The 23,226-nt window shown below is 67.9% G+C and carries 23 protein-coding genes; 17 read left to right on the plus strand and 6 right to left on the minus strand.

Features of this window, described 5'->3' with window-relative positions; genetic code table 11:
* The 13 genes from AB1634_10295 to AB1634_10355 all read left to right on the plus strand — a co-directional run.
* The coding region (locus AB1634_10295; GenBank protein ID MEW6219909.1) for a hypothetical protein at positions 1 to 286 on the plus strand (286 nt) is incomplete at its 5' end.
* A gap of 1,098 nt (positions 287 to 1,384) precedes the next feature.
* Complete coding sequence (locus AB1634_10300) at positions 1,385 to 1,978, plus strand: TetR/AcrR family transcriptional regulator (GenBank protein ID MEW6219910.1); 594 nt, start codon at positions 1,385 to 1,387, stop codon at positions 1,976 to 1,978.
* A 57-nt stretch (positions 1,979 to 2,035) separates the two neighbouring features.
* Positions 2,036 to 3,208 (plus strand): efflux RND transporter periplasmic adaptor subunit, encoded by a 1,173-nt coding sequence (locus AB1634_10305; GenBank protein MEW6219911.1) that lies wholly within the window; start codon positions 2,036 to 2,038, stop codon positions 3,206 to 3,208.
* Positions 3,205 to 4,407, plus strand: coding sequence for an ABC transporter permease (locus AB1634_10310; protein MEW6219912.1), 1,203 nt, complete (start codon positions 3,205 to 3,207; stop codon positions 4,405 to 4,407). Before AB1634_10305 ends, AB1634_10310 begins: the two co-directional genes overlap by 4 nt.
* Positions 4,408 to 4,410: 3 nt before the next feature.
* A complete protein-coding gene (locus AB1634_10315; GenBank protein MEW6219913.1) occupies positions 4,411 to 5,109 on the plus strand; it encodes an ABC transporter ATP-binding protein in 699 nt (232 codons plus the stop codon).
* An 89-nt stretch (positions 5,110 to 5,198) separates the two neighbouring features.
* Entirely contained in the window at positions 5,199 to 5,852 is a 654-nt protein-coding gene (locus AB1634_10320) for a DUF6448 family protein (protein MEW6219914.1), read from the plus strand.
* 268 nt (positions 5,853 to 6,120) lie between these two features.
* A complete protein-coding gene (locus AB1634_10325) occupies positions 6,121 to 6,534 on the plus strand; it encodes a hypothetical protein (GenBank protein ID MEW6219915.1) in 414 nt (137 codons plus the stop codon).
* 27 nt (positions 6,535 to 6,561) lie between these two features.
* A complete protein-coding gene (locus tag AB1634_10330) occupies positions 6,562 to 6,792 on the plus strand; it encodes a PilZ domain-containing protein (GenBank protein ID MEW6219916.1) in 231 nt (76 codons plus the stop codon).
* Between the two features lie 120 nt (positions 6,793 to 6,912).
* Entirely contained in the window at positions 6,913 to 7,371 is a 459-nt protein-coding gene (locus AB1634_10335) for a cyclic nucleotide-binding domain-containing protein (protein ID MEW6219917.1), read from the plus strand.
* Between the two features lie 25 nt (positions 7,372 to 7,396).
* Entirely contained in the window at positions 7,397 to 8,653 is a 1,257-nt protein-coding gene (locus tag AB1634_10340) for an MFS transporter (protein MEW6219918.1), read from the plus strand.
* Positions 8,654 to 8,773: 120 nt separating this feature from the next.
* A complete protein-coding gene (locus tag AB1634_10345) occupies positions 8,774 to 9,658 on the plus strand; it encodes an ethylbenzene dehydrogenase-related protein (protein MEW6219919.1) in 885 nt (294 codons plus the stop codon).
* Positions 9,659 to 9,660: 2 nt separating this feature from the next.
* On the plus strand, positions 9,661 to 10,596 hold the full coding sequence (locus tag AB1634_10350; protein ID MEW6219920.1) for a phosphate/phosphite/phosphonate ABC transporter substrate-binding protein: 936 nt from the start codon (positions 9,661 to 9,663) through the stop codon (positions 10,594 to 10,596).
* Between the two features lie 18 nt (positions 10,597 to 10,614).
* Positions 10,615 to 12,501 carry a HAMP domain-containing protein gene (locus AB1634_10355; protein ID MEW6219921.1) on the plus strand — a complete coding sequence of 629 codons (1,887 nt, stop codon included), beginning with the start codon at positions 10,615 to 10,617 and terminating at the stop codon, positions 12,499 to 12,501.
* 173 nt (positions 12,502 to 12,674) lie between these two features.
* On the opposite strand, the gene AB1634_10360 is transcribed toward AB1634_10355, so the two are convergent.
* Positions 12,675 to 14,621, minus strand: coding sequence for a hypothetical protein (locus tag AB1634_10360; protein MEW6219922.1), 1,947 nt, complete (start codon positions 14,619 to 14,621; stop codon positions 12,675 to 12,677).
* A gap of 640 nt (positions 14,622 to 15,261) precedes the next feature.
* On the opposite strand from AB1634_10360, the gene AB1634_10365 reads away from it, so the two are divergent.
* The 3 genes from AB1634_10365 to AB1634_10375 all read left to right on the plus strand — a co-directional run bounded on the left by AB1634_10365 (position 15,262) and on the right by AB1634_10375 (position 18,569).
* Positions 15,262 to 15,846 carry a flavodoxin family protein gene (locus AB1634_10365; GenBank protein ID MEW6219923.1) on the plus strand — a complete coding sequence of 195 codons (585 nt, stop codon included), beginning with the start codon at positions 15,262 to 15,264 and terminating at the stop codon, positions 15,844 to 15,846.
* Positions 15,843 to 16,388: a hypothetical protein gene (locus AB1634_10370; GenBank protein ID MEW6219924.1), complete on the plus strand. Its 546-nt coding sequence runs from the start codon at positions 15,843 to 15,845 to the stop codon at positions 16,386 to 16,388. The genes AB1634_10365 and AB1634_10370 overlap by 4 nt, the downstream gene beginning before the upstream one ends.
* 153 nt (positions 16,389 to 16,541) lie before the next feature.
* Positions 16,542 to 18,569, plus strand: coding sequence for a S16 family serine protease (locus AB1634_10375; protein ID MEW6219925.1), 2,028 nt, complete (start codon positions 16,542 to 16,544; stop codon positions 18,567 to 18,569).
* 90 nt (positions 18,570 to 18,659) lie between these two features.
* Here the strand turns inward: AB1634_10375 and AB1634_10380 are convergent, their stop codons facing one another.
* The 4 genes from AB1634_10380 to AB1634_10395 all read right to left on the minus strand — a co-directional run bounded on the left by AB1634_10380 (position 18,660) and on the right by AB1634_10395 (position 22,284).
* Entirely contained in the window at positions 18,660 to 18,914 is a 255-nt protein-coding gene (locus AB1634_10380; protein MEW6219926.1) for a hypothetical protein, read from the minus strand.
* Positions 18,915 to 19,239: 325 nt separating this feature from the next.
* A complete protein-coding gene (locus AB1634_10385) occupies positions 19,240 to 20,844 on the minus strand; it encodes a hypothetical protein (GenBank protein MEW6219927.1) in 1,605 nt (534 codons plus the stop codon).
* Positions 20,831 to 21,907 carry a glycosyltransferase family 4 protein gene (locus AB1634_10390; protein ID MEW6219928.1) on the minus strand — a complete coding sequence of 359 codons (1,077 nt, stop codon included), beginning with the start codon at positions 21,905 to 21,907 and terminating at the stop codon, positions 20,831 to 20,833. The genes AB1634_10385 and AB1634_10390 overlap by 14 nt, the downstream gene beginning before the upstream one ends.
* Positions 21,907 to 22,284 (minus strand): 6-carboxytetrahydropterin synthase, encoded by a 378-nt coding sequence (locus tag AB1634_10395; protein MEW6219929.1) that lies wholly within the window; start codon positions 22,282 to 22,284, stop codon positions 21,907 to 21,909. Before AB1634_10395 ends, AB1634_10390 begins: the two co-directional genes overlap by 1 nt.
* A 139-nt stretch (positions 22,285 to 22,423) precedes the next feature.
* Here AB1634_10395 and AB1634_10400 point away from each other — a divergent pair, with 139 nt between their 5' ends.
* Positions 22,424 to 22,618, plus strand: a complete 195-nt coding sequence (locus AB1634_10400; protein ID MEW6219930.1) for an integrase — start codon at positions 22,424 to 22,426, stop codon at positions 22,616 to 22,618.
* A 190-nt stretch (positions 22,619 to 22,808) separates the two neighbouring features.
* Here the strand turns inward: AB1634_10400 and AB1634_10405 are convergent.
* Positions 22,809 to 23,226: isoprenylcysteine carboxylmethyltransferase family protein (locus AB1634_10405; protein MEW6219931.1), on the minus strand; the 418-nt coding region annotated here is incomplete at its 5' end.

The raw sequence follows: 23,226 nt of genomic DNA on the forward strand, positions 1-23,226 counted from the left end.
CCGCGATTTCAGGCGATCAAGCTCAGACCACCGACTGTCGGGGCTCCCTTGGGCACGAGACAACGGGGATCTGGGCACTCAGACGGTCAACTCCCTGCTCAACTTGGCCAAAACGGGAACTGCTGGCCTTGTCATGTACGATCTGACGAATATATCCGGCAGGCTGGAAGGAGATTCACCGTGGGCCTTTCAAGTTGAGGACATATTGGCCAATGAGGCTGGTATTCAACGGGCTATCCAGGAAGGAAGAGGACTTTCCGTGATGCGCATGGGCAATGCGCATTGATCTCCAGTATGGCGCAAAACTCTACCAGTGCCGGCAAGACCGGATAGGAACCTACGCGCTACACTGGCAAGGTCCTTGTGGCGGGTGGTACGTGTCGCCGACATGGCCTAGCTTAACCCACCCACAATCGTATGAAGCAGCAAAGAGCTAAGCGAACGGCAATCAAGTACGTTCTGTACTTGGCGTTTCTTTGTCTTATGCTCGGCAATGGAGGATGCTGCTCCGAGTATCCAGCGGAGGATATCGAGCGACTTGATGCGCTAAGGAGGATATATCCAGAATATGAGTTTGCACTTGTAGGCGATTTCTATTTATCTGTAAGATCAAAAGGGGATGTGCTTGCACCATGTGCTGAAGTTAGAGAAATATACCGAAGCTTCTTCTTTGACGAAGCAAACGGGCTACTAAGGAATACGACCTTTGTATACTTGAATTACTACGATAACCGATCGAACTTCCAATACCAAATAGCCTTTGACGCCATCAACAACTCTTTCTTGCGCAGCAGAACAGAGTATTACTGACCTGACACCCACCCACAAATTCCACGGGACATGAGCGCGACCGCGGAACGATGTGGATTTTTGTGGGGCAGGGGACGTTGGTGTTGAGAGTGCGTGAGATCCCTCACTCCTCGGCCGGCGGGGGCTGGTGGAGGCGACGGCGCTCATCGCCGCCGGGGTGGCCTCACTGGATATCCTGCGGGGAGAGCCTGACCTCAAGGCCTGGCTGGTAGTACCGCCCCGATCTGAAACCCCGCAGGTTTTGCCGGTGAGAAGCTCGGCGACCTTGGGCGGCTGAAAAGGCCGCAGGCTCTTCTTCCCACCCTTCCGCTCTTCCCTTCGTGGTCTTTCTCCCCCCCGTTCTTCCTGGTTTCGACTCGTCTTCTCCCCGTGAACGGTGGTGCCGGCGGTGTGCCTGCCCACCCGAACCGGCCGGGGCCACCCACGACTTCTTCACCGCGGTGCCCAGAAAATGATTGCTGCGGATTGCCATGTGTGGGTACCAGGCCCTTGCCCCGCCGCCCTCATCTTGGGCCTTGCCTTCCGCCACGGCCAACGGTACTATGCGAATACTCATTCACAAAGCGAGAAGGGTATGGGCGCCAGGAAGAAGACCGCCGTGCGGCAAGCCGAGATCGTGGAGGCGGCTTTGCGGGTGATCGCCGAACGGGGGGTGCGTGAGCTCACCGTCGCCACCATCGCCGAGGTCGCCGGCATGAGCGTGGCCAACATCTACCGCCACTTCCGGGACAAGAACGAGCTGCTCCGGGCGGTGGCCGAGGAGGTGGGCACCATGGTCATGGGCCGGGCGGCCACGGTGGCGGCGGGCAGTGGCTCCCCCCTCGCCAAGCTGGCCACGATTTTCCGTGCCCACCTCGAGCTGATCGCCGCCAATCCCGGCATCCCGCGCCTGGTCTTTTCCGAGGAGCTCCACTCGGGCCCCCCTACCCTGGCGGAGCCGCTTGCCCTGCGCATCGCCCTCTATCTGGAGACCATCGCAGGCATCGTCGCCGCAGGACAGCGGGAAGGGGAAATCCGGCAAGACCTCGCCCCCAGGGAGACGGCGGTGACCCTGCTCGGCATGATCCAGTTTTCCACGCTGCGCTGGTCATTGAGCCGGGGCGCCTTCTCCCTTCCCGAGGAAGGAATGCGGCTGTGGAACAATTTCGAGACCTTGCTACGTGAATAGAGGTTCGCATTTTCCCTTCACCCCGGCTCTGACGGTCTATCCCAGGAAGGCAGTCCGATGCAACTCCACCGCTTCATCTCCTCACAATGGCGCCTGCTGCTTTTGCCCCTCCTGGGCCTGGCGGCAGCTTTCCTGCTGCGCCAGACGCTCCTGGCGCCGGTGCCGGTCCACCGGACCGGGCTCGCCCCCCGTCATCTCACCGCCGAGATCTATGGCAACGGCACCCTGGAGGCCAGGGTGCTCGTCCCGGTCTCTGCCCGTTTGACCGCGCGCATCCTGGCGGTGCACGCCGATCAGGGTGATGAGGTGCGGGCGGGCCAGCTCCTGGCTGAGCTTGATGCCAGTGGTATCGCCGAACAGGTGCGTCTTGCCGAGGCCCAGACCCGGGCGGCTGGGGCGATCGTCCGCGCCGAGATGGCTGGCCTGGGGAAGGCGCGGGCCAATCTGGGCTTGGCGGAGAGAAACGTCCAGCGCTACCGCGATCTCGCCTCGGCGGGTCTGGTGGCCGCCGCCACGGCCGAGCAGTTCGAGACGGCCTGGCAGGTGGCACTGGAGGAGATGGCCCGTGGCGAGGCGGCCCTGGCGGCGGCCCGGGAACAGGAGCAGGCCGCGGCCGCGGCCCTGGCTGCGGCGCGGGTGCAGCTCGCCGACACCAGAATCCTTGCCCCCCTGGACGGGATGATCATCAGCCGGGGCCAGGAGGCTGGCGCCATGGCGGCGCCTGGACTGGCGATCTTCCGTATCGTCGACCCCGCCTCGGTGTGGGTCAGGGCCCACGTGGACGAGGCCCTGTTGGCGGGCGTCCGGGCGGGGCAGCCGGCGACCATCATCCTGCGCTCGGCCCCCGGCCAGCGCTTCGCCGGGCAGGTGACCCGGGTCGAGCGCGAAAGCGACCGGCAGACCGAGGAGCTGGCGGTGGATGTCGTCTTTGCCGAGCCGCGGACCGACACCCGCATCGGCGAACAGGCCGAGGTGTATATCGAGACCAGCCGGGTCCTGGAGGCGCCCAGCCTGCCCGTCGCGGCCCTTGCCCGCCGGGGGGAGGCTCTTGGTGTCTGGGTGGCTCGCCAGGACCGCCTCGCCTTTCGGGAGGTGACCACCGGTATCGAGGACCGGACCGGATTTGTGGAGATCGTCTCCGGGCTGGCCGCAGGGGAGACAGTGGCGCTGGCGGCCGCCGGCCAGCGTGGGGCGCTCCAGGAAGGGACGAGGGTCCGGGTGCTGCCATGAACCTAGCCGTAAGGGACATCTGGCACCAGAAGAGCCGGTTCCTCCAGACCTGCCTGGGCCTGGGCCTGCTTCTCGGGGTGGTGATGAGCATGCTGGGCATCTACCGCGGCCTCATCGCCGAGGCACTCTCCATCCTGGATCGCACCGGCGCCGACCTCTGGGTGGTGCAGCAGCACACCAATGGCCCCTTCGCTGCCACCTCCCGGCTGCCCGAAGCGGCCAAAGACCGGGTCCGGGCCGTGCCGGGCGTGGCCCAGGCCTCGCCCCTGTCCTTTCAAAACATCCAGATCGAGCGTCATGGCGCCATCCTCCGCTTCTTCCTCGTGGGCTACGAGCCTGGAGGGCTCGGCGGGCCGCAGGGAATCGTGGCCGGCCGGGGCATCAACCGCAAGCATCACGAGATCGTGGTGGATCAGGCCCTCGGAATCCCTCTTGGCGACAGCCTCGCCCTGGCCGGAGACAGGTACACCGTGGTGGGACACACCCGGGGCATGGTCTCATCCGGTGGTGACCCGGCCGCCTTTGTGACTCTCGCCGACGCCCAGGAGGTGCAGTTCAAGAACGACCCCAACGCCATCCGCAACGAGCGTGCCCGGCTCGCTGCCCAGGTCGCCACCTGGGAGGGTATCTCCCCGGCCGAGCGTGACGCACTGCCCTCGAAGGCGGCGGCACTGGCCAGCGACATCCACATCATCAACGCGCTGGCGGTGCGCCTCAACCCCAGTGCCGGGCTCGGCACCACCCGGGAGCGGATCGACCGCTGGAGCCACCTGCGTGCCATCTCCGACGCCGAGCAGCGGCTGATCCTCACCGAGGGCATGATCCAGAAAGCCAAGAAGCAGATCGGGCTCTTCAGCGTCATCCTGCTGGCCATCTCGACGGTCATCATCTCCCTCATCATCTACACCATGACCCTGGACAAGCTGCGGGTCATCGCGACCCTCAAGCTCATCGGCGCCCAGAACCGGGTCATCGTCGGACTCATCCTCCAGCAGTCGCTGCTCATGGGCGCCATCGCCTACGGGCTGGGCTACGGCCTCACCCACCTCACCTACGACCGGTTCCCCCGCCGGGTGGAGCTTCTGCCCTTCGACCTTGAGCGTCTGTTCGTGATCGTGATGGCGATTTGCGTGCTGGCGAGCCTTGCCGGCATCAGGAAGGCCATGCGGGTCGACCCGGCGCAAGCCCTGGGGAGGTAGGCCATGTATGCGGTGGAGACCGAGGGGCTGAGCAAGACCTACGGCCAGGGCGACACCGCCGTCCGGGCCCTCGCCGGCGCCACCATGCAGGTCAAGCCCGGGGAGCTGGTGGCCATCCTCGGGCCGTCGGGCTCGGGCAAGTCGACCCTGCTCACCACCATCGGGCTGATCACCGAGCCTACGGCGGGCAAGGTTCTCCTGGACGGCCACCTGGTGGTGGCCGACGGCTGGGTGCCAGGGCTCGACCTCAAAAGGATGCGGCGGGAGAAGCTGGGCTTCATCTTCCAGTTCCACAACCTCATCCCCTTTCTGACCACCCTCGAAAACGTGGCCGTGGCCCTCCACCTGAACGGGGTGACCGGCAAGGAGGCGCAGACCAGGGCGCAAGGGCTTCTCGACGAGCTGGGCCTCAGCCACCGCCTGACGAGCTATCCGGCCAACCTCTCCGGGGGCGAGTCGCAACGGGTGGCCATCGCCCGGGCCCTTGCCAACTGGCCACGGGTGATCCTGGCCGATGAGCCGACAGCCGCCCTGGACACGGAAAACGGTCGCCACGTCATGGAGCTGTTGAAACGGCTTGCCCGGGAGAACCGTTCCGCGATCCTGGTGGTCACCCACGACCGCCGCATGGTGGAAGGCTTTGACCGCACCTTCGAGGTGCTGGACGGCCGCATCGTCGGGGAGAGGCGGGCCCCATCCTGAGCCCGGAACATCCATCCGCAGCGTACGGCTCTGTCACAGGGGCCCGGTGATCCAGCAGAAGAAGGAACAAACCACAAGGAGGACTTGCCATGACAAAGACACAACAACGGATGGGAACATGGCTTTTTCTGGTGCTGCTGGCCGGAGCCGGCCTGCAGCCCGCCACCGGCTTCACCCACTGCGACACCCTGGACGGGCCGGTGGTGGCGACGGCCCGGACAGCCCTGGACAAGGGCGACATCACCCCGCTCCTCAAATGGGTGCAGGCGGACAACGAGGAGGAAATCCGGGAGGCCTTTCAGAAGACCCTGGCGGTACGGGCCACGGGGGACCAGGCGCGGGAGCTGGCTGACCGGTACTTCTTCGAAACCCTGGTGCGGATCCACCGGGCCGGGGAAGGGGCGCCCTATACCGGCCTCAAGCCAGGCACGGCGGTGGATCCGGCGGTAGCCCTGGCCGACCAGGCCCTGGCCACCGGCAACGTCGACCAACTCGTCGACACCTTGACCGGGGCCCTGGCGGCCGGCATCCGGCAGCGCTTCCAGCGGACCCGGGAAGCCCACCGGCATGCCGGCGACTCCGTGGCTGCTGGTCGCGCGTTCGTCGAGGCCTACGTGGTGTTCACCCATTATGTGGAAGGGCTGCACGGCCTGATCGCAGGTGCGGCGGCGCATCACGATGCAGGGGGACCGGCCACCGAACATGGCCAGGCCGAAGAGGCGGCCGGCGGCCACGCCCACTGATCGGCAAGGTGCGGCAATTCTCTGCCTGCCATGCACGACCCGCTGACACTCTTTCCGCGCAAAGGCCCCACCGTTGCTTCCACCAGCCCGCTTCGGTTACCGTAAAAGATGAACCGCCGATGTCCACCAAGAAATTCCGAAGATGGAAGGGACCGGTCGTTGCTGTTTCGGCTCAGCTCTGCCGGTCCCTTCTGCGGTAGGACATTCCTGACTCGACGTTCGACATTCGGCCACCCGGCCTCGTCTTCCATCCTCGGGAGAGCTGCCCATGGCCCTGCGCCTCCTTCTCGTCTGCCAGCCGGGCGAGGCCCGGCACCAGTATCTGGCCGCCATCGCTCGTTGCGAAGCCGAGGCCGACGCCGTGGACAGCCTGGCGGCGGTGCCGGCGACCATGGTCAAGAGCCCTTACAACGGGGTGCTCCTGGATCTGCCCACCCGCCTCAAGGCCGCGCCCGGGGATCGCCAGAACGCCCAGGCCATTCTGGAACAGTTCCCGGTGGTGCAGGTGCGGGTCAGCCCCGGCGATCACCGGGTCCACGCCCTGTACGCCGGCCAGATCCGGGAGACCGGCACCCTGGAGGAATTCATTCGGGAAGAGTGCCGGAGCTTTGCCGCCCGCACCGCCCGGGCCCTCGCCCGCAAGGTGATCCACCTCAACGTGCTGCTGGAGCCGGCAGGCTAATCAGCGGCCGGCCAGGGGGAGCGGTCGGTGACCATGAACCTGTCCCGGGGCGGCTGTTTCGTGGTCACCACCGGGCCCTGGCAGGTGGGCCAGATGCTGTGGCTGACGATCCGGGAGCTGGGGGACGACCTGCCACGGCTGCGCGCCCAGGTGCGCTGGTGCCAGGAATGGGGCCGGTCCATGGTGGTGCCCGGTATTGGCCTGCGCTTCGAGGACCTTGACCCGGAGCAGGTGCGCCGCCTGCAGGATCTGCTTTGAATCGGGGGTCAGGAAGAATTTTGCAATGTGGTCGCCTGGTTGCTATAGTGAGCCCAGCTTTGGCCCCGCGCCGTCCCCGGCCAGCCGCTCCTGCCTCAATCCCGGAACAAGGAGGCACCCATGTCCCTGGTCGAGATGATCCGCGACATGCCCCTGTTCGCCCGGTTCACGGAGGCCGAGAAGAAGGCCTTCGCGGAGCTGGACCACAGCATGCTGGGCTTCAACGAGGGGGACGTGATCATCAAGGAAGGGGACAGCTTCCGCTCCATGTACCTCCTGGTGAGTGGCGAGCTCAAGGTCACCAAGGGCGGCCTGCACCAGCCGCTTTCGGAGCTGGCCCCCGGCGCCCTCTTCGGCGAGATGTCCTTCTTCACCCACAAGCCCCGCTCCTCCACGGTGCTGGCTGGGAGCAAGGCGATGGTGATCAAGATGGACGAGGCCTTCTTTGCCAAGATCTCCCCGGAGATGCGGGACAAGATCCTCACCCACGTCATCGTGACCATGGCCCAACGGCTGGAGGCCATGAACGAGGCCCTGCTCAAGATCGCTCGCTTCGCCCGCAGCAGCCTGATGTTCTGAAAGCCCGCCTGCAGGAAGGTCTCCCATGATGGCCGGAAACAGGGACCACCCTGGCCGCTGGCAGGTGGCCCTGGCCGGGACCCTGACCCTCTTCGCCTGCCTCGGCCTGGGGCGGTTTGCCCTCGGCACCCTGCTGCCGGCCATGGTGGAGCCCCTGGGCCTGTCGCCGGCCCGGATCGGGTATCTGTCCACCGCCAACTTCATGGGCTACCTGGGAGCGGTGCTGGCCTGCGGCCTTTCGGGCCGCCGGCCGCCCCGGCGATGGCTGATCAGCCTGGCCCTGGTGCTGGTGGGTGGCTCCATGGTGTCGGTGGGGTATGCCAACGGGCTCGGGCCGATCCTCATCCTCTACGGGCTCACCGGGGCGGGCAGCGGCCTGGCCAACGTGCCCACCATGACCCTGGTGGCGTCCTGGTTCGGCCGCCGGCAGCGCGGCCGGGCTACCGGCCTGGTGGTCTCGGGCAGCGGCCTGGCCATCATGGTCACCGGTGCTCTGGTGCCCCGGCTGCAGGCGACCGGCGGCGAAGAGGGCTGGCGGCTGCCCTGGCTGGTGCTGGGGGGAGCGGTGCTGGTGGCGGCCCTGGTGGCGGCACTGGTCATGCGGGAGCCTCCGGCGCTGCCGGCGGCAGACGATGCCCCCCCCAGGGGCCTTGCCGGCCAGACGGCTGCCCGCTCCCTGACCGGCACCGTGCTGCGCCTGGGCACCATCTACTTCCTGTTCGGCTTCACCTACGTGATCTACGCCACCTTCTTCGTGGTGACCCTGGTCCAGGAGCGCGGCCTGCCGGCCACGGAAGCCGGCCATCTCTGGTCGTGGGTCGGGATGTTGTCCTTGCCCTCCGGCCCGGTTCTCGGCGCCCTGTCCGACCGCATCGGCCGCCGCCGGGCCCTGGCCCTGGTCTTTGCCAGCCAGACCGCCGCCTACCTGCTCATGGCCGGTGGCGGCCCCGGTGCCGGCCTGTGGCTGTCGGTGGCCTGCTACGGCCTGGTAGCCTGGAGCATCCCTTCCATCATCTCTGCCCTGGTAGCCGATCTGGTAGCCCCCACCCGGGCCACCCGGGTCTTCGGTCTTGTCACCTTCATCTTCGCCGGCGGCCAGGTCACCGGCCCGGCCCTGGCCGGCCTGCTGGCCGAGGCGACCGGCAGCTATGCCGCGGCCTTCTGGCTGGCCGGCGGGCTCACCGCCCTGGCCACTGGCCTGGTCAGCCGCCTGCCGCCGCCCCCGGCTGGGCCGGTCCCGGCGGGAGGCGGATCCACGCGCATTACCGTCACAGACCGGTGACTGATGCCGTCCGGCCTCCGTTGCCAACCCGGCGCCGGCTGTGCTACTCTTGGCGCCATGTGCGGCGTTTCGGCGGTCTTGCCAGCCGGTGGCGGCGGTTGTGCCCAAAGGACCCAGGCCATGGTTGCTGGCGCCCTTCCGTTCCTTCTGGTCATCCTCCTCTGCCCGGCCAGCGGTTTGGCCGACCAGACGCTGGCCGCTGCCTGGACCGGCATCCCGTTCCAGGTGGACGGCGAGGCCCGGGAGCCGGTCTGGCGGGCGGCGACCGCCGTTCGCACCGTGGACAAGGTGGCCGGGATCCCCATGGAGCTGTCTGCCGCTTACAACGGTGTCGACATCGCCATCCTGGTCCGTTTTCCGGACGAGGCCCCTGATGTCACCCACAAAAGCTGGCGCTGGAACAAGACCTTGGGCATCTACGACGTCGGCAACGACCGGGAGGACGTCTTTGTGATCAAATGGGCCATGGAGCCGGCGGACGCGGATCTCAGCCTCACCGCAGACCGCCCGTACCGGGCGGACGTTTGGTACTGGAAGGCCTGCCGGACCGACCCCATGGGCTTTGCCGACGACAAGCTGGACGTTCTGGATACCGAGCCGGCCAGGGATGCGGTCTTGCTCACCAGCGCCAGCGGCCGGACCATGTACCTGCACCGGGTGGAGGATGATGGCCCGCCCGCCTACCGGCCGACGATGCCCGTTGGCTTCCAGGGGGAGCAGGTGCCCCGCTTTGTCGGCCAGGTGCCTGGCGGTAGCCGGAGCGATGTGCGGGCCAAGGGCCGCTGGCAGAAGGGCTTCTGGACCGTGGAGCTGAGCCGCCGCCTGGATACCGGCCAGCCGGACGACGTCCACCTGCAGGTGGGGCGGCAGGCCCGCTTCGGCGTCTCCCGGTTTGAGATCGCCGGCCGGAAGCCCGATCCCGCGGTGGACCAGCCCCTTTTCGGCTGTGGGGACATCTCCGAGATCCTGACCCTGGACTTCGCACCGTTGGGGGGGACGAAGTGAGCATGACCGGCGCCCGCAGACTGTCCCTCCTCCTGCTGCTCCTCTTGGCGTTGGCCGGTGGCACCTGGGCGAACGAGGAGGGACGCCGGGATCCTGGGCCCACGCCCGATCCCTCCCCGCCTGCAACCAAACCCCTCGTCATCGCCCTGGTGCCAGAGCAAAACGTCTCGGAGCAACGCCGGCACTACCGGTTCCTCGCCCGGTACCTGCAAGAGAAGCTCGGCCTGCCGGTGGAGCTGGAGCTCATGACCAGCTACTGCAGCATCTGCAAGGCGGTAGCGGAAGGCACCGCGGATGCCGGCTTCTTCGGCTCCTTCAGCTATGTGCTCGCCCAGACCAAGACGGCCATCGAGCCCCTGGCTCGGCCGGTGGACCTCAATGACAGCGCCAGCTACCGGTGCTTCATCTTCGCGCGCCGGGACAGAGGCATCGAGAAGGTCCCTGACATGCAGGGCCGCCGGCTGGTGCTGGTGGACCGGGCCACCACCGCCGGCTACATCTATCCTCTGTACTACTTCCGCAACCAGGGTGTTGTGCGCCTGGAGGACTTCTTCGGCCGGGTGGACTTCGCTGGCACCCACGATGCGGCCGCCTGGGCGGTGTTCATCGGCGAAGCGGATGTGGGCGCCTGCAAGAGCCAGGTCTACCAGGCCCTGGCCCGGGAGTATCCGGCCTTCGCCCAGGAGATGAGCGTGCTGGCCGCCTCGCCGGAGGTGCCCTCCAACACCTTTGCCGTGCGCAAGGACGTCAATCCCGTGCTCAAGATGCGGCTGCGGGATCTGCTCCTGGGGATGCACGACAGCGCCGCCGGCCGGGAGGCCCTGGCCGGCTTCGGCGCCAAGCGCTTCATCCCCACCCTGCACGAGGATTACCGGCCGCTGTTCCTCATGATCGACGCCCTGGGCATTGATCTGGGCACCTTCCCCTCCGAAGACTGACCCCCTCCCCGGCCCATCATGCCCCTGTCCTACCGCGCTGCCCGCAACCTGGGCCTTGGCATCCTGCTCGTCATCATCTTTGGCGAGAGCATCTTCACCTACATCATCATGGCGGAGAACGCCCAGCGCCTGACCACCATCGTCACCGTGGACGAGGTGAAGCTGCGCAAATGGCATCAGGTGGCCGAAACGGTAGCCGAGGCCAAGAACCGCCTCTACGATTACCGGCTGGGGGAGAGCGGGGTGCTGGCCCATTCCGATCTCCTCATCCAGCGGGCCATGCAGGAGGTGGAGGAGATCCGGGACATGGCCAGCGACCCCGACGAGCTGGCCACCATCGACGATCTCCTGGACGCGGCCCGCAGCTTCCGGCAGGCCCTGGCCGCCTACGCCACCGAGGTGCAGGAGGGCTACGCCGGCGGCAGCTCGGCCCGGGAGATGGAAAAGCTGGCCACCAGGACCGCCGACCGCATCGTCCGGCTGGGCCGCAACGCCGCCGAGTACGTGGGCCGCCGGATCGAGGCCAAGAACAAGGCGATCCTTGCCGTGACCGAGTTCTCCCAGGGCACCCTGGGGGCGGTGCTGGTTCTGGCGGTGATCGCCACGGTGGTCAACGCCGTGGGCATGGCCCGGGCCTTGGCCCGGCCGGTCCGCCAGCTGGTGGACGCCACCCGCCGCCTGGCCGAAGGCGATCTCAGCCACCAGGTGGCCATCGACTCCGACGACGACATCGGCGAGCTGGCCCGGTCCTTCAACACCATGGCCAGCCGCCTGCGCGCCTCGCAGCAGGCGCTGCTGGTCGCCAAGAAGTTCACCGACAACATCATCCGCTCCATGATCAATACCCTGGTCGTGGCCAATCCGGATGGCTCCATCCGCACGGTCAACCGGGCGATCTGTGATCTTCTGGGCTATCAGGAGGCGGAGCTGGTGGGCCAGCCCCTGCGCATGCTCTTCCCCGAAGGCTTCTTCCAGGCCCTGGGCCTGGACAACCTGGCGGAGCGGCGCTCGGTCTCCAACGTCGAGACCGTCTACCGCACCAGGAGCGGCCAGCGGCTGCGCATGCTGTTCTCCGCCGCGGTGATCCGGGACGAGGAGGGGCAGTTCGAAGGCATCGTCTGTGTGGCGCAGGATATCACCCTGCAGGCCGAGGCCATGCGGGCCGGCCACATGGCCTCCCTGGGCGAGATGGCTGCCGGCGTCGCCCACGAGATCAACAACCCCATCAACTCCATCATCAACTTCGCCCAGATCCTTCTGGACGAGATGGAGGCCGGGGTGCCCGTCAGCCCGGACATCGCCCAGCGCATCATCAAGGAGGGAGACCGGGTGACGGTCATCGTCCGCTCCCTGTTATCCTTCGCCCGGGAGAGCGAACGGGTCAAAAAGCCGGTAGCCCTGGCCGAGATCATGACCGAGACCCTTTCCCTGACCGAGGCCCAGATCAAGAAGGACGGCATCGCGCTGACGATGGAGATCCCCGGGGATCTGCCCCGGGTGAACGGCCACTTCCAGCAGATCCAGCAGGTGTTCATCAACGTCATCAACAACGCCCGCTACGCTTTGAACCGGCGGTTCCCGGGCACCCATCCGGACAAGACCCTCGCCATCCGGGCACAATCCCTGATCGTGGACGGACAGCCCCTGGTGGAGATCAGCTTCCAGGACCAGGGCACCGGCATCCCGGCGGTGATCCTGGACAAGGTCGTCCACCCCTTCTTCTCCACCAAGCCGGCCGGCCAGGGCACCGGCCTGGGTCTCACCATCAGCCACGGCATTGTCACCGACCATGGCGGCCGTCTCCTGATCGACAGCGAGGAAGGGACGTTCACCCGGGTGCGCATCCTCTTCCCCGCCGCCGACGACGAGGCCGAAAAGCCGCCACGCCAGGCTGCCGCCGGCTAGGTCCGAGCTGCCTTTCCGGCGGTCTCCTCGGCCGGCTGCACGGAACAGGGCAAAGCCCTTCTGTCGGGGTCATCCCATCCGTGGCCCACAAAGATTCGGGGGAACGGGTTGCGGCCCGTTCCCCCGCCATTCCGGCCCCCCCGCCGGCCTCGTCGATCCTGCCCCCGGGCCCCTTACGGACTCATGGCGGTCGAGTCATAAAGCGGCCCGCCATCCACAGGCGCCTTGGCCTGGTCGTGGGGTACCGCCACCCTGACCTCGCCATCGCAGGTGAAGTCGTACGGGTCGGTCGCGGTGAAGAAGATGTGGTAGAAGCGGCCGTCGCCGGGCACCTTCCTGGTGCCGGCCCGCTCCGCCCGCACCTCCGCCAGGGTGGTGCCCGTGCCCAGGCCGTCCGGGGTAAATCGGCCATCACCGTAGCTGTCCACCGGCTCGTCCTGGAAGATGGCCGTGACGGTGACGGTCACCGGGTCGCCGTCGGGATCCGAGACCCCGGCAATGCCCACCGGCACGAAGCGGTGGTTGGGGGGCCAGATCAGGGCCGGATCAGCCACGGCCTGGAAGCAGTCCGGCGGCCGGTTGGCCAGGATGGTCAGGTCGAAGAGGACCGGACTCTCGCCGGTGGTGGCCCGCTGGAAGGTGACCGCCACTTTGAGGTAGCGGCCATCGGCCACCCCGAGGTCGACGCCGTTGCTCACCACCTCGGTGGGGCCGAAGACGGTACCGTCGCTGCTGCTGGCGGCGGTGACCGAAAGAAGGCTGTCCCCGGGCGTCTCCCCATTCCAGGTGATGAATCCCCAAACCGCGCCATCGATGCCGCTGTCGTGGACCACGGTCCAGGTCCCGGTGTTGGGCGGGGCGATCAGGGTGCTGCCGGTCATGTCGCTGTAGTTGTACGGCCCAGCCCCTGCCCCCAGGTTGACGGTGAGATCGACGGCATTCGTGGCAGGATTGATGCGCATGACGTCATCGCTGCTCAGATTGGTGACCCAGACCTTGCCCGCGGCATCCACCGCCACGCCGGTGGGCTGGCTACCCACGAGAACCGTCGCCAGGAGGACGCCGTTGTTGGCGAGACGGCTGACGGTGTTGGAGCCGCTGTTGGCCACCCAGATGTCGCTGTCCGCGGTGGCCACCACCCCCCGGGAGGCGGAGCCGCCGGTGGGCTTCGGAAAGCCGGGCTGGATGACGCCCGCCGGGGAGATCTTCAGGATCTGGTTGTTGGTCCACAGGGCGTTCCAGACAAAGCCGTTGCTGTCGATGCCCAGCCCATAGGACTGCGAGGCGAGGATGCAGCCGCCGACCTGGGTGGCCGGGTCATAGCGCAGCAGCTTGCTTTGGCTGATGCTGGCCGACCAGAGGACGCCGTTGCCGTCCATGAGGCCGCCGTAGCCCCCGCAGCCGAAGGTGGCGGCGGAGAACGACGCCAGGAGGGCACCGTTGTCGCCGTCCAACTGGTAGAAGAGGGTGGGCACGAACGGATAGCCGCCCACCCAGACGTCGTTGTTGGCATCCACCGAGACATGCCGGACATTGGGGGCGCCGGGCAGACGCTGGAAGACCAGGATGCACTCGTCGGCCGCGTCTTCGATCAGGCCATTCTGGCCAGGGCCGGGCCCGCCGGCGCCGTCGGTGAGATCAGGCCAGGGCCTGATGTCACCGAGGCCGGTGGAGGTATCGATGACGCCGTTGCTGTTGCGGTCGACGCACTGACCGTTCTCCAGAAGGCCGATCTTCACCGCCGAGCCGGAGTTGCCGGCCGCCTCGTCCCGGTTGCCTGACCAGACGTTGCCATTGCCGTCCACGGTGGTCCGGGACGGATTCCGGCCGCGGCCCGCCGGGGCCGACCAGTACTCGCCCAGCACCTGGCCGGTGACGGTATCGATCTTGACGATGGTGCCGCGGCTGGAGGCCGCCACCCAGATGAATTCGAAGGGTGTCGGTTGGCTGTCCAGCTGCAGCTGATCGGCAACCTCCTCGTGGTTGACATTGACCATGGTGCCCTGGTCGAAGTCGGCATCCAGGGTATAGAGCCCGGGGTTGCCGCTGGCAGCCCACAGGCTGGAGCCGCCAAGAACGAGCGCCAGCAGTGTGACGCCGCAAAGGCCTTTGATCTGCATCTCCCTGCCTCCTTGATTTCTGGATTGTATGGCGGAGCCCCGCAGGCCGCCGTCCGAAGCCCGGCGCCGGGAGGGCTTGCCAGAGCCCATCTCTGCAGGCGGTGATCTGCCCCGACAACAGAGGCAGGACGACCGGCAGCGGGAACAGCTTCTCCAAGGTGAGGAAACACGGTTGACAGGGGACTGGGGACCTGCGAAGCAGACAGGGGGGACGCCTCGCCGGCTGCGACGCCTGCCGGACGACCGGTTCCGCCCTTCATGAGCCTCCTTCCCCGGGGCCTGTTGAGAACCGTTCTTCCGACAGGAGCAAGCAACGCCGCGCCATGGCTTCTGGTCTATCAAGCCTGTCCCGGGCGCGTCAAGGAAATATCCTGCTGCTTGCTGGCCACACCGCAGCCATATCCTTGTCTATGACTAGGGAATCTACTGTTCCAGGCAGCACAACCGGCAGAACGAGGAAATCATCAAGCGTTACCGCAGGATGTTGCCGTAGCCGTCGCGGCACGGGACACACCAGGAGGCCGGGGAGCCCGCGCTTGCCCGATCCGGGTTGAAGAGCCGCGTTGCCCGTGCTACATAAGCCTCTGTGGCCTGCTGCCGCCGGTCACCGGCACCCCCCCTTGCCCACATGGAGAAGCTCATGAAGAAGGTCGTCTGCCTCCTGGGCAGCCCCAGACCCCACGGCAACAGCGCCACCTTGGCCAGGCACTTTCTCGCCGAGGCGGAGCGGCTGGGCGCGGCCGTCACCGCCTTCCCGTTGAACACCCTGAGCTACCGGGGCTGCCAGGGCTGCTATGCCTGCAAGACCAGGCTCGACCACTGCATCCTGCAGGACGATCTGGCGCCCGTGCTGGCAGCGGTCGCTGCCTGCGACATCCTGGTCCTGGCCTCCCCCACCTATTACGGCGAGGTGTCGAGCCAGCTCAAGGCCTTCATCGACCGCACCTTCTCCTTTCTGGTGCCGGACTATGTCACCAACCCCCGGCGCAGCCGGCTGGCTCCGGGCAAGGCCGCGGTGTTTGTCCTGTGCCAGGCCCATCCGGACGAGACGGCCTTTGCCGACATCTTCCCGCGCTACAGCTTCTTCTTCCGCTGGTACGGCTTTACCGAGAGCCATCTGATCCGCTGCTGCGGGGTGCGGGATGCCGGTGAGGTGGCCGGCCGCCGAGTCGCCCTGGACCTGGCCGTTGCCACTGCCCGCCGCCTCCTGTCGGCTGCCCCGTGATCATCCCGGCCTCCTGTCTCCGGATCGCGGCGCTCTGGAACGGCCAGCCAGCAGGTGCTGCCGGGGAGGCCACCGTCCGCTTCCAGGCGGACGGCCACTTCCTCCAGGTGGAGATCCAGGCCTCTTTTCACGGGGACCCGGCACCTTGCGGCCCGCCGGGACCCCGGGATCGGCTCTGGGAGCACGAGGTGGTGGAGCTCTTCCTGGTGGGGGCGGCCGAGCGCTACCTGGAGCTGGAGATGGGACCCCACGGCCACTATCTGGTGCTGTCCCTGGCCGGCATCCGGCAGGTCGTGGCCAGCCATCCGGCCGACTTTTGCGCCTCCATCAACGGCAGCCGCTGGCAGGGGCGGCTGCGCCTGCCGGCCGTGCTTCTGCCGTCGGGGCTGGCGTGGGCCAATGCCTTCGCCATCCACGGCCAGGGCGCCGGACGGCAGTACCTGGCCGCCTTCCCGGTACCTGGGCCGGCGCCGGACTTCCACCGCCTGCACGACTTTCCCTTGCTGGCCACCCTGGGTCAGCCCTCCCCCGCCGCCTGCTGAAGCCGGCCCGGCGCGGGCCCCCCTGTTGACGGCCCTTCCCGGGCTCGTCTATAGTCGAGCCGGGATCCGCCGTATGGCCAGCGGCGGCCCTGGGCAGCCATGCTGCATTGTGCAACACCCTGGCCACATCGGGCACAAGGGACCCGGGTGCGGATGCGATTCTTCAAGAGCTCCGAGGAGAAGGTCCAGGCTGCCACCCTGGATGAGCTTACGGCCATGGTGGAGTCGGTGGCGCTGCCGGCCGCGGTGCAGCGGGTGGCCGAAAGGGAGCTCGCCCTCCTGGCGCGGATCAGTCCGGCCTCGTCGGAGTACACCATCGGCTTCACGTACATCAACTATCTCATCTCCCTGCCCTGGAGCCAGCGGACCACCGACCGCCTGGATCTGGCGCACGCCGAGCGGATCCTGGACGAGCACCATTATGGCCTGGAGAGGACCAAGGCCCGGGTCCTGGAGCATCTGGCGGTCAAGATCCTGAAGCTGGACGACCGGCCGCGCATCCTGGTGGTGGATGACGAGGCAGTGGCGCGGCAGAACCTGCAGCACATCCTGACCAAAGAAGGCTATGCCGTCGAGCTGGCCGGCGACGGCAGCACGGCCCTGGACAAGCTGGCCGCCATGCAGTTCCAGGTGGTGTTCTGCGACCTCAAGATGCCAGGGATGAGCGGCATGGAGGTCCTGGAGAAGGCCAAGCAGCTCACCCCGGACACCGAGGTGGTCATCGTCACCGGGTACGCCACGGTGGACTCCGCGGTCTTCTCCATGAAGAAGGGGGCCTCCCACTATATTGCGAAGCCGTTCAAGCTCGACGAGGTGCGGGCCACGGTCCGGGAGGCACTGAGGAAGAGAGCGGCCCGACAGGAGGCCAGCGGCTCGGTGCTCTGCTTCGCCGGCCCACCGGGCACCGGCAAGACCAGCCTGGGCCGCTCCATCGCCCAGGCCCTGGGCCGCCGTTTTGTGCGCATCTCCCTGGGCGCCATGAAGGACGAGGCCGAGCTCCTCGGCCACCGGCGGACCTATGCCGGAGCCAGGCCGGGCAGGATCATCGAGGAGATCCGGCGGGCCGAGTCAGCCAACCCGGTGATGATGCTGGACGAGGTGGACAAGGTCGGCAGGGAGCTCAAGGGCGACCTGGGGGCGGCCCTTTTGGAGGTGCTGGATCCGGAGCAGAACGGCGCCTTTGTCGATCATTATGTGGATCTGCCCTTCGACCTGTCGGGGGTGATCTTCATCATGACCGCCAACGTCGTCGACCATATCCTGCCGCCCCTCCTGGATCGGGCCGAGCTCATCGACTTTTCCGGCTACACCGAAGAGGAGAAGCTCCAGATCGCCTCCCGCTTTCTGGTCCCCAAGCAGATCCGGGCCTCCGGCCTGGCCGGCCACCCCACCCGCTTCGCACCAGCGGCGCTGGTCAGGATCATCCAGAGCTATACCCACGAGGCGGGCATCCGCAACCTGGAGCGGGAGATCGCCACCGTCTGCCGCAAGATCGCCAAAGGGGTGGTGGGCGACGAGGAGCCCCGGGACCGGATCATCGAGGTCACCCCGGAATCCCTGGACCGCTATCTGGGACCCCGCAAGTTCTTCTTCGAGATGGCCGGGCTGGAGAGCCGGGTGGGGGTGACCACCGGTCTGGTCTGGACCCAGGTAGGCGGCGACATCATCTTCATTGAAACCGCCAAGATGCCGGGGGGCAAGGAGCTGATCCTGACCGGCTCTCTGGGGGAGGTGATGCGCGAATCGGCCCAGACGGCATTAAGCTATATCCGCAGCAATGCCGGCACGCTGGGGATTGCCGAAGGCTTCTTCGACCGCTGCGACGTCCATGTCCATGTGCCCGCCGGCGCCATCCCCAAGGATGGGCCCTCCTCAGGCGGGGCCATCGCCCTGGCCCTGATCTCGCTTCTGACCGGCCGGCCCTGCCGGCAGGATGTGGCCATGAGCGGGGAGCTGACCCTGACCGGCCGGATCCTGCCGGTGGGCGGGGTCAAGGAGAAGGTCCTGGCCGCGCGGCGCTCGGGGATTGGCACCGTGATCCTGCCAGCGAAGAACGCCTGCGACCTGGAGGGCATCCCGCCCCAGATCCTGGAGGCGTTGACCATCCACTGGGTGGAGCGGCTGGACCAGATGATCGACCTGGTGCTCCTGCCGCCAGGTCAGGAAGGCTGTGCCCGGTAGCCGGGGCAAGGAACGAGGACCGATGGCGCGGGGCGCTGTCCGCTGCGGGCAGCGCCCCGGCTCTCGTTTCGGGGCGGGGGGAGGCTGGGCCTAGGCGCGCAGCTCCGGGCGGGGCTGCACCCGGGCCACCGGCCGCTCGCCCTCGTTGAGGATAGCCCGGGCGGTCTCGTGCTCGCCGGCCTCGGCGAAGCTGATCGCGGCCAGCCAGCGCTGCAGCCGGCTGACCCGCACCCGGGGCTCCGGCCGGGTCTCGGCCAGCAGGCGCAAGGCGGTTTCATGCTCGTTGGCTTCGGCAAAGGCCGCAGCCGCCATGGTGGTGTCGAAGCTGGTGATGGTCGGTTTCATGGTCGTGCCTCCACGGGTCGAAGTCTGTGGGTGATGGGTGAAAGGGGTGTCGACGTGCCCTCGCCCAGTTGGCATTTCACATTCCGTGCCAGGCGGAAGCCATTCCGATAACAGATTGTTTTTGCAACCAATACACGTCAGCTCCCCTCTGCAGCCCTGGCGGCCCATGGCCTGCCCGCGTTGCACAAAGCAACGCCACGTTGCATTGGGCAACGCGGGCGAAGCTGGGCGCTGGCCGGCGCTGGTCTCCGAATTGTCCATCCTGTCCATCTTGTCCATCAGGTCCATACGCTACTCCCCCAGCCGCCGGCCCCGCCAGCCGGCGCTACGGGGAAAAGGCCGCGATCAGCTCGGAAAGAAAGGTCTCGAGGCCAGGATGGGGGCCGTCGGCCCGGGGCACCAGACCCGGGGTGTAGCCCTGCTCCAGGAAGGGAGCGATGAGTGCCGGCTCGCGGCTGATCACTTGCAGGGGCACGGTCCAGGGGGCGCCGGCGCCGGTGACCCGCAGGTTGGGCTGGTGGTCGCCGGCGATGATCACCAGGTCCCGGTCGCCCACCAACCGCTCCAGATAGGCGGCGATGACGGACAGATCGTAGCGGATGGCCCGCAGATAGGCCGGCGCGGCGCCGCTCAGCTCCGGCCAGGTCACCGGGAAGAGGACCGGCGGCAGCCGGTGGAAAAGCGCGCCGTCCCCCAGGGTCGACCAGTCGGCCACCGGGGGCGGCTGGCTGTTGAAGGCCGCGTGGCTGCTGGTGAGAAGATAGCGGACCAGAACCGGGCCTGGCCGGCCTTGGAGCTGGTGGCGGAAGATGGTGTCCAGAACGAACTGGTCCGGCATGGGGGACCAGCCGAAGGCCGGCCCGTGGTAGCCGAGATCCGGGCCGAGCAGGGTCTCGTCGTAGTCCAGGAAGGCCCCTTCCGGCCAGGGGGCAGTGGTGCCGGGCATGACCGACAGGGTGCGGTGGCCGGCGGCCCGGAAGACCCCGGCCAGGGTGGGTGGCCGCGCTGCGGCCAGGGTCTGCAGCTCGGCATCATTGCCCACCCGGATGCCGGTCTCCAGGGTGGAGAAGGCCAGCCATGAGCTGCCGCCAAAGGTGGGGGAGACGAAGAAGCGGCAGGCGGCAAAAAAGCCCTGACCGGCCAGCCGCTCCTGCCAGGCAGCCAGCCAGGGCAGAAAGGAGCCGGCCAGGGCCTCCTGGGCGAAGAGGGTCTGACCATAGGATTCGACAACCAGGACCAGGACGTTTCGCCCGGCCAGGCCGGCCAGGGGCCGAGGGATGGCCGCCAGCCGCGCCCGGCTGGCGGCAGCCTCGACCTGGAGCCGGTCCGCCATGGCACCGGCGTCCCAGGCGAAGCGCACCTGGGTGGCCAGCCCGGGCATCAGCGATGGTGCCAGGGGCGGCACGCCGGCCAGGGCCAGTGCCGCCAGGAGGCTCCCGCCCGCCGCCATCCATCGCGGCCTGGGCGCCAGGGTGGCAAGGCCGCGATGGATGGCAGCCAGGGAGCGCAGGATCCCCCAGCCCACTGCCACCGTGGCGGCCACGACCAGGGCCAGCAGGCCGATGGCGGCCGGCAAGCTCAGGGTGTCCCGGAGCAGACGGGGAATGGCGGCCAGATGGCGGCTGTCGATGAGGAGGTTGAAGGCCCGGTTGAGGTACCAGGGCACCAGGGCCTCGGCCAGGGCATACAGCCGCAGCAGAAGAACCAGCCCGGCCAGGGGCAGCCCCCAGCCGCGGTGCCAGGGGATGCCCAGCCCGGCCAGCACCGCCAGGCCGGCCACGATGCAGACGATCTCCGGAGAGAGCTGGCCCAGCGGCTGCTCGGCCAGAGACACCCCCGGGTACTGGGCCACCAGAAGAAGGTTCAGGAAGCCCCAGCCCAGAAAAAGCCCTGGCAGCGCCCGCCGGACCGCCGGCTTACCGGGGACCATGCCGCAGGCCCTCCAGGAAGCCGGCCACCCGGGCCATGGCCGCCTGCCAGCCCGGCTGGCGCCGGAAATGGGCCAGAGCGGCCACCGCCAGGTCCGCCAGCCGGGAGCGGTCGGCGGCCAGCTGCCGGATGATGCCGGCCAGCCTGGCCCCGTCGGCCGGAGCCAGGAGAAAGCCGTTCCGGCCCGGGGTCACCGTCTCCCGGGCCGCCCCCCGCATCGAGGCCAGGACCGGCAGGCCAAAGGCCATGGCCTCCAGGAGCACGATGCCAAAGCCCTCGTAGGCAAAGGGCATGCACAGGAGATGGCTGGCCGCCAGGACCCTCGCCAGGGCGTCGCCGGCGAGCGGGCCGCAGAATGCCACCCGGCCGCCCAGCCCGGACCGCTCTGCCAGGCCCCGTACCCTTCGGGCATATCCCGGATCCATGGCCAGGCTGCCCACCACCGTGAGCCGCCAGATCGGCTCCGGCACCAGGGCCAAAGCCGAAAGCAGGGGCAGGAGCCCTTTTCGGGGCATGACGTTGCCCAGGAACAGCAGCGCCAGCGGTCCCGAGGCTTGCGCCCGCCGGGTCACGGCTGCCTCGTCCAAGGGCGAGCCCAGGCGGTCACCGGCCGGCGACGCGATCACCGAGGGCCGGCGGCCAGCCACCAGGCTGGCCACCGTGGTGGCGGTGGTCTGGGAGTTGAAGACAAAGCCGTCGACTGCGGCCAGGTAGCGCCGCTCGGCCAGGGCGTACAGGCGGTTGCGCCAGGCTGGCCGGGGCTCGTCGCACAGCACCTGGTGGACCACCGCCACCCGGGGCGCCCGCTGGCCCGGGCCCTGCCAGGGATTGCCCCGCAGGAGCGAGGGATGGCACAGCTCGTCCTCCAGGAAGAGATCGACCTCGCCGGCCGGCGGACACCGGCGGCGGTTGTCCAGCAGCCGCCAGGGGTAGGGCCGGACCGGCAGGGACAGCACCGTCACCCGATGCCCCCGGCTGGCCAGCTGCTCCGCCAGCAGGCGGTCGTAGAGATAGCCGCCGGTGAGCGTCGCCAGAGAGCCGTAGATGACCAGGCCGATGTGCATCAGGGGGGTGCCGTGTAGGCGGCCCAGGCCTGATCGCTCTCCCAGATCCGCACGCTCATGGAGGAAAGACCCGCCAGATCGAGGCGGCTGGCCAGATCCTGGTGGCAGATCCGGGCCAGGCTCTCCAGGCTGGGATTCAGTCCGGCCATGGGTGGCAGCCGGTTGAGATCCTGGCCGGCCAGCCGGCCGCAGAGGGCGTCCAGGGCGGCTGCCACCAGACAGATGTCGCACAGAAAGCCGCTGGCGTCCAGCTCGGCGCCGGCCAGCTCCACCTGCAGCCGGTACTGGTGCTCGTGGGGCACGGCCTCCGGACCTGCCGCTCCATGGATGAGATGATGGTGGGCGGCAAAACGCCGCTCAACAGCCAGGTGGTACATGGCGCCTCCCCATGGGGCCAGTTGGATTCTCCGGAAGGCGGGGGCCCCCTGGTCCTGAGCCGCCCGCCGGCTCCGGCCTCTGCCTCTCCCCCATCTTCCACCGTGACAGATCCCGGCTCCCCATGCTATATCATGGCCCATGAGCACCATGATCACCGAGATATACGATGCGCTCAGGGCAGCCGGCGCGCCGGAAGACAAGGCCAAGGAAGCCGCCAAGGCCGTTGCCCACGATATCGAGGATATGAAGCGCGACGTCCATCTCGTCAAGTGGATGGCAGGCGTCAATATCGCCCTGAGCCTCGCCATCCTTGCCCGACTTCTCATCAAGTAGTCCAGGGCACAGCCCTGGGCACCTGTCTTCCGGCCCTTCTGCACTTCCTGCCCGGGACGACCACGCCACTGCCCCAGCAGGGATCGGGGCCGCCGGGTCGTCGCCTTCCCCCTTGCTGATCCCCCACATGATGTCCCCCTGGAGCAGGGATGCGCTCGCTTGCCCCCCGGATGGGCCTGGCCAACCTCGATCAGCCCTTCGGCCGGCGAGGCCAGAGGCGGCCGACCCGGGTGGCATAGTCGGCATAGGCCTGGCCGAAGCGCTCCGCCAACAAGGCCTCCTCCTGCCGCAGCCGCCGGTCCTGCACGGCGCAACAGCCCAGAAAGCCTGAGAGAACGAGCCAGGAGGGCCAGGCCAAGACCAGGCCCAGACAGGTCCAGCCCAGGCCGACCGCGATGGGATGGCGAACCAGGGCAAACGGACCGCCGGTCACCAGACGCAGGGCCTGGCCGTGCTGGTCGAAGCCGGTATGCCGGCACAGGGTGACCAGGGCCGCGATGGTGAGGGCCCTGCCCCCCAGCAGGCAGACCACGGCGGCATACCGGCAAAAGGCGGGCAGGGGCAAGGCGGAGGCCAGCAGCAGGCGGTGCACCGGCACCAGGACCAGG

Source organism: Thermodesulfobacteriota bacterium (assembly GCA_040755095.1).
GTDB lineage: Bacteria > Desulfobacterota > Desulfobulbia > Desulfobulbales > JBFMBH01 > JBFMBH01.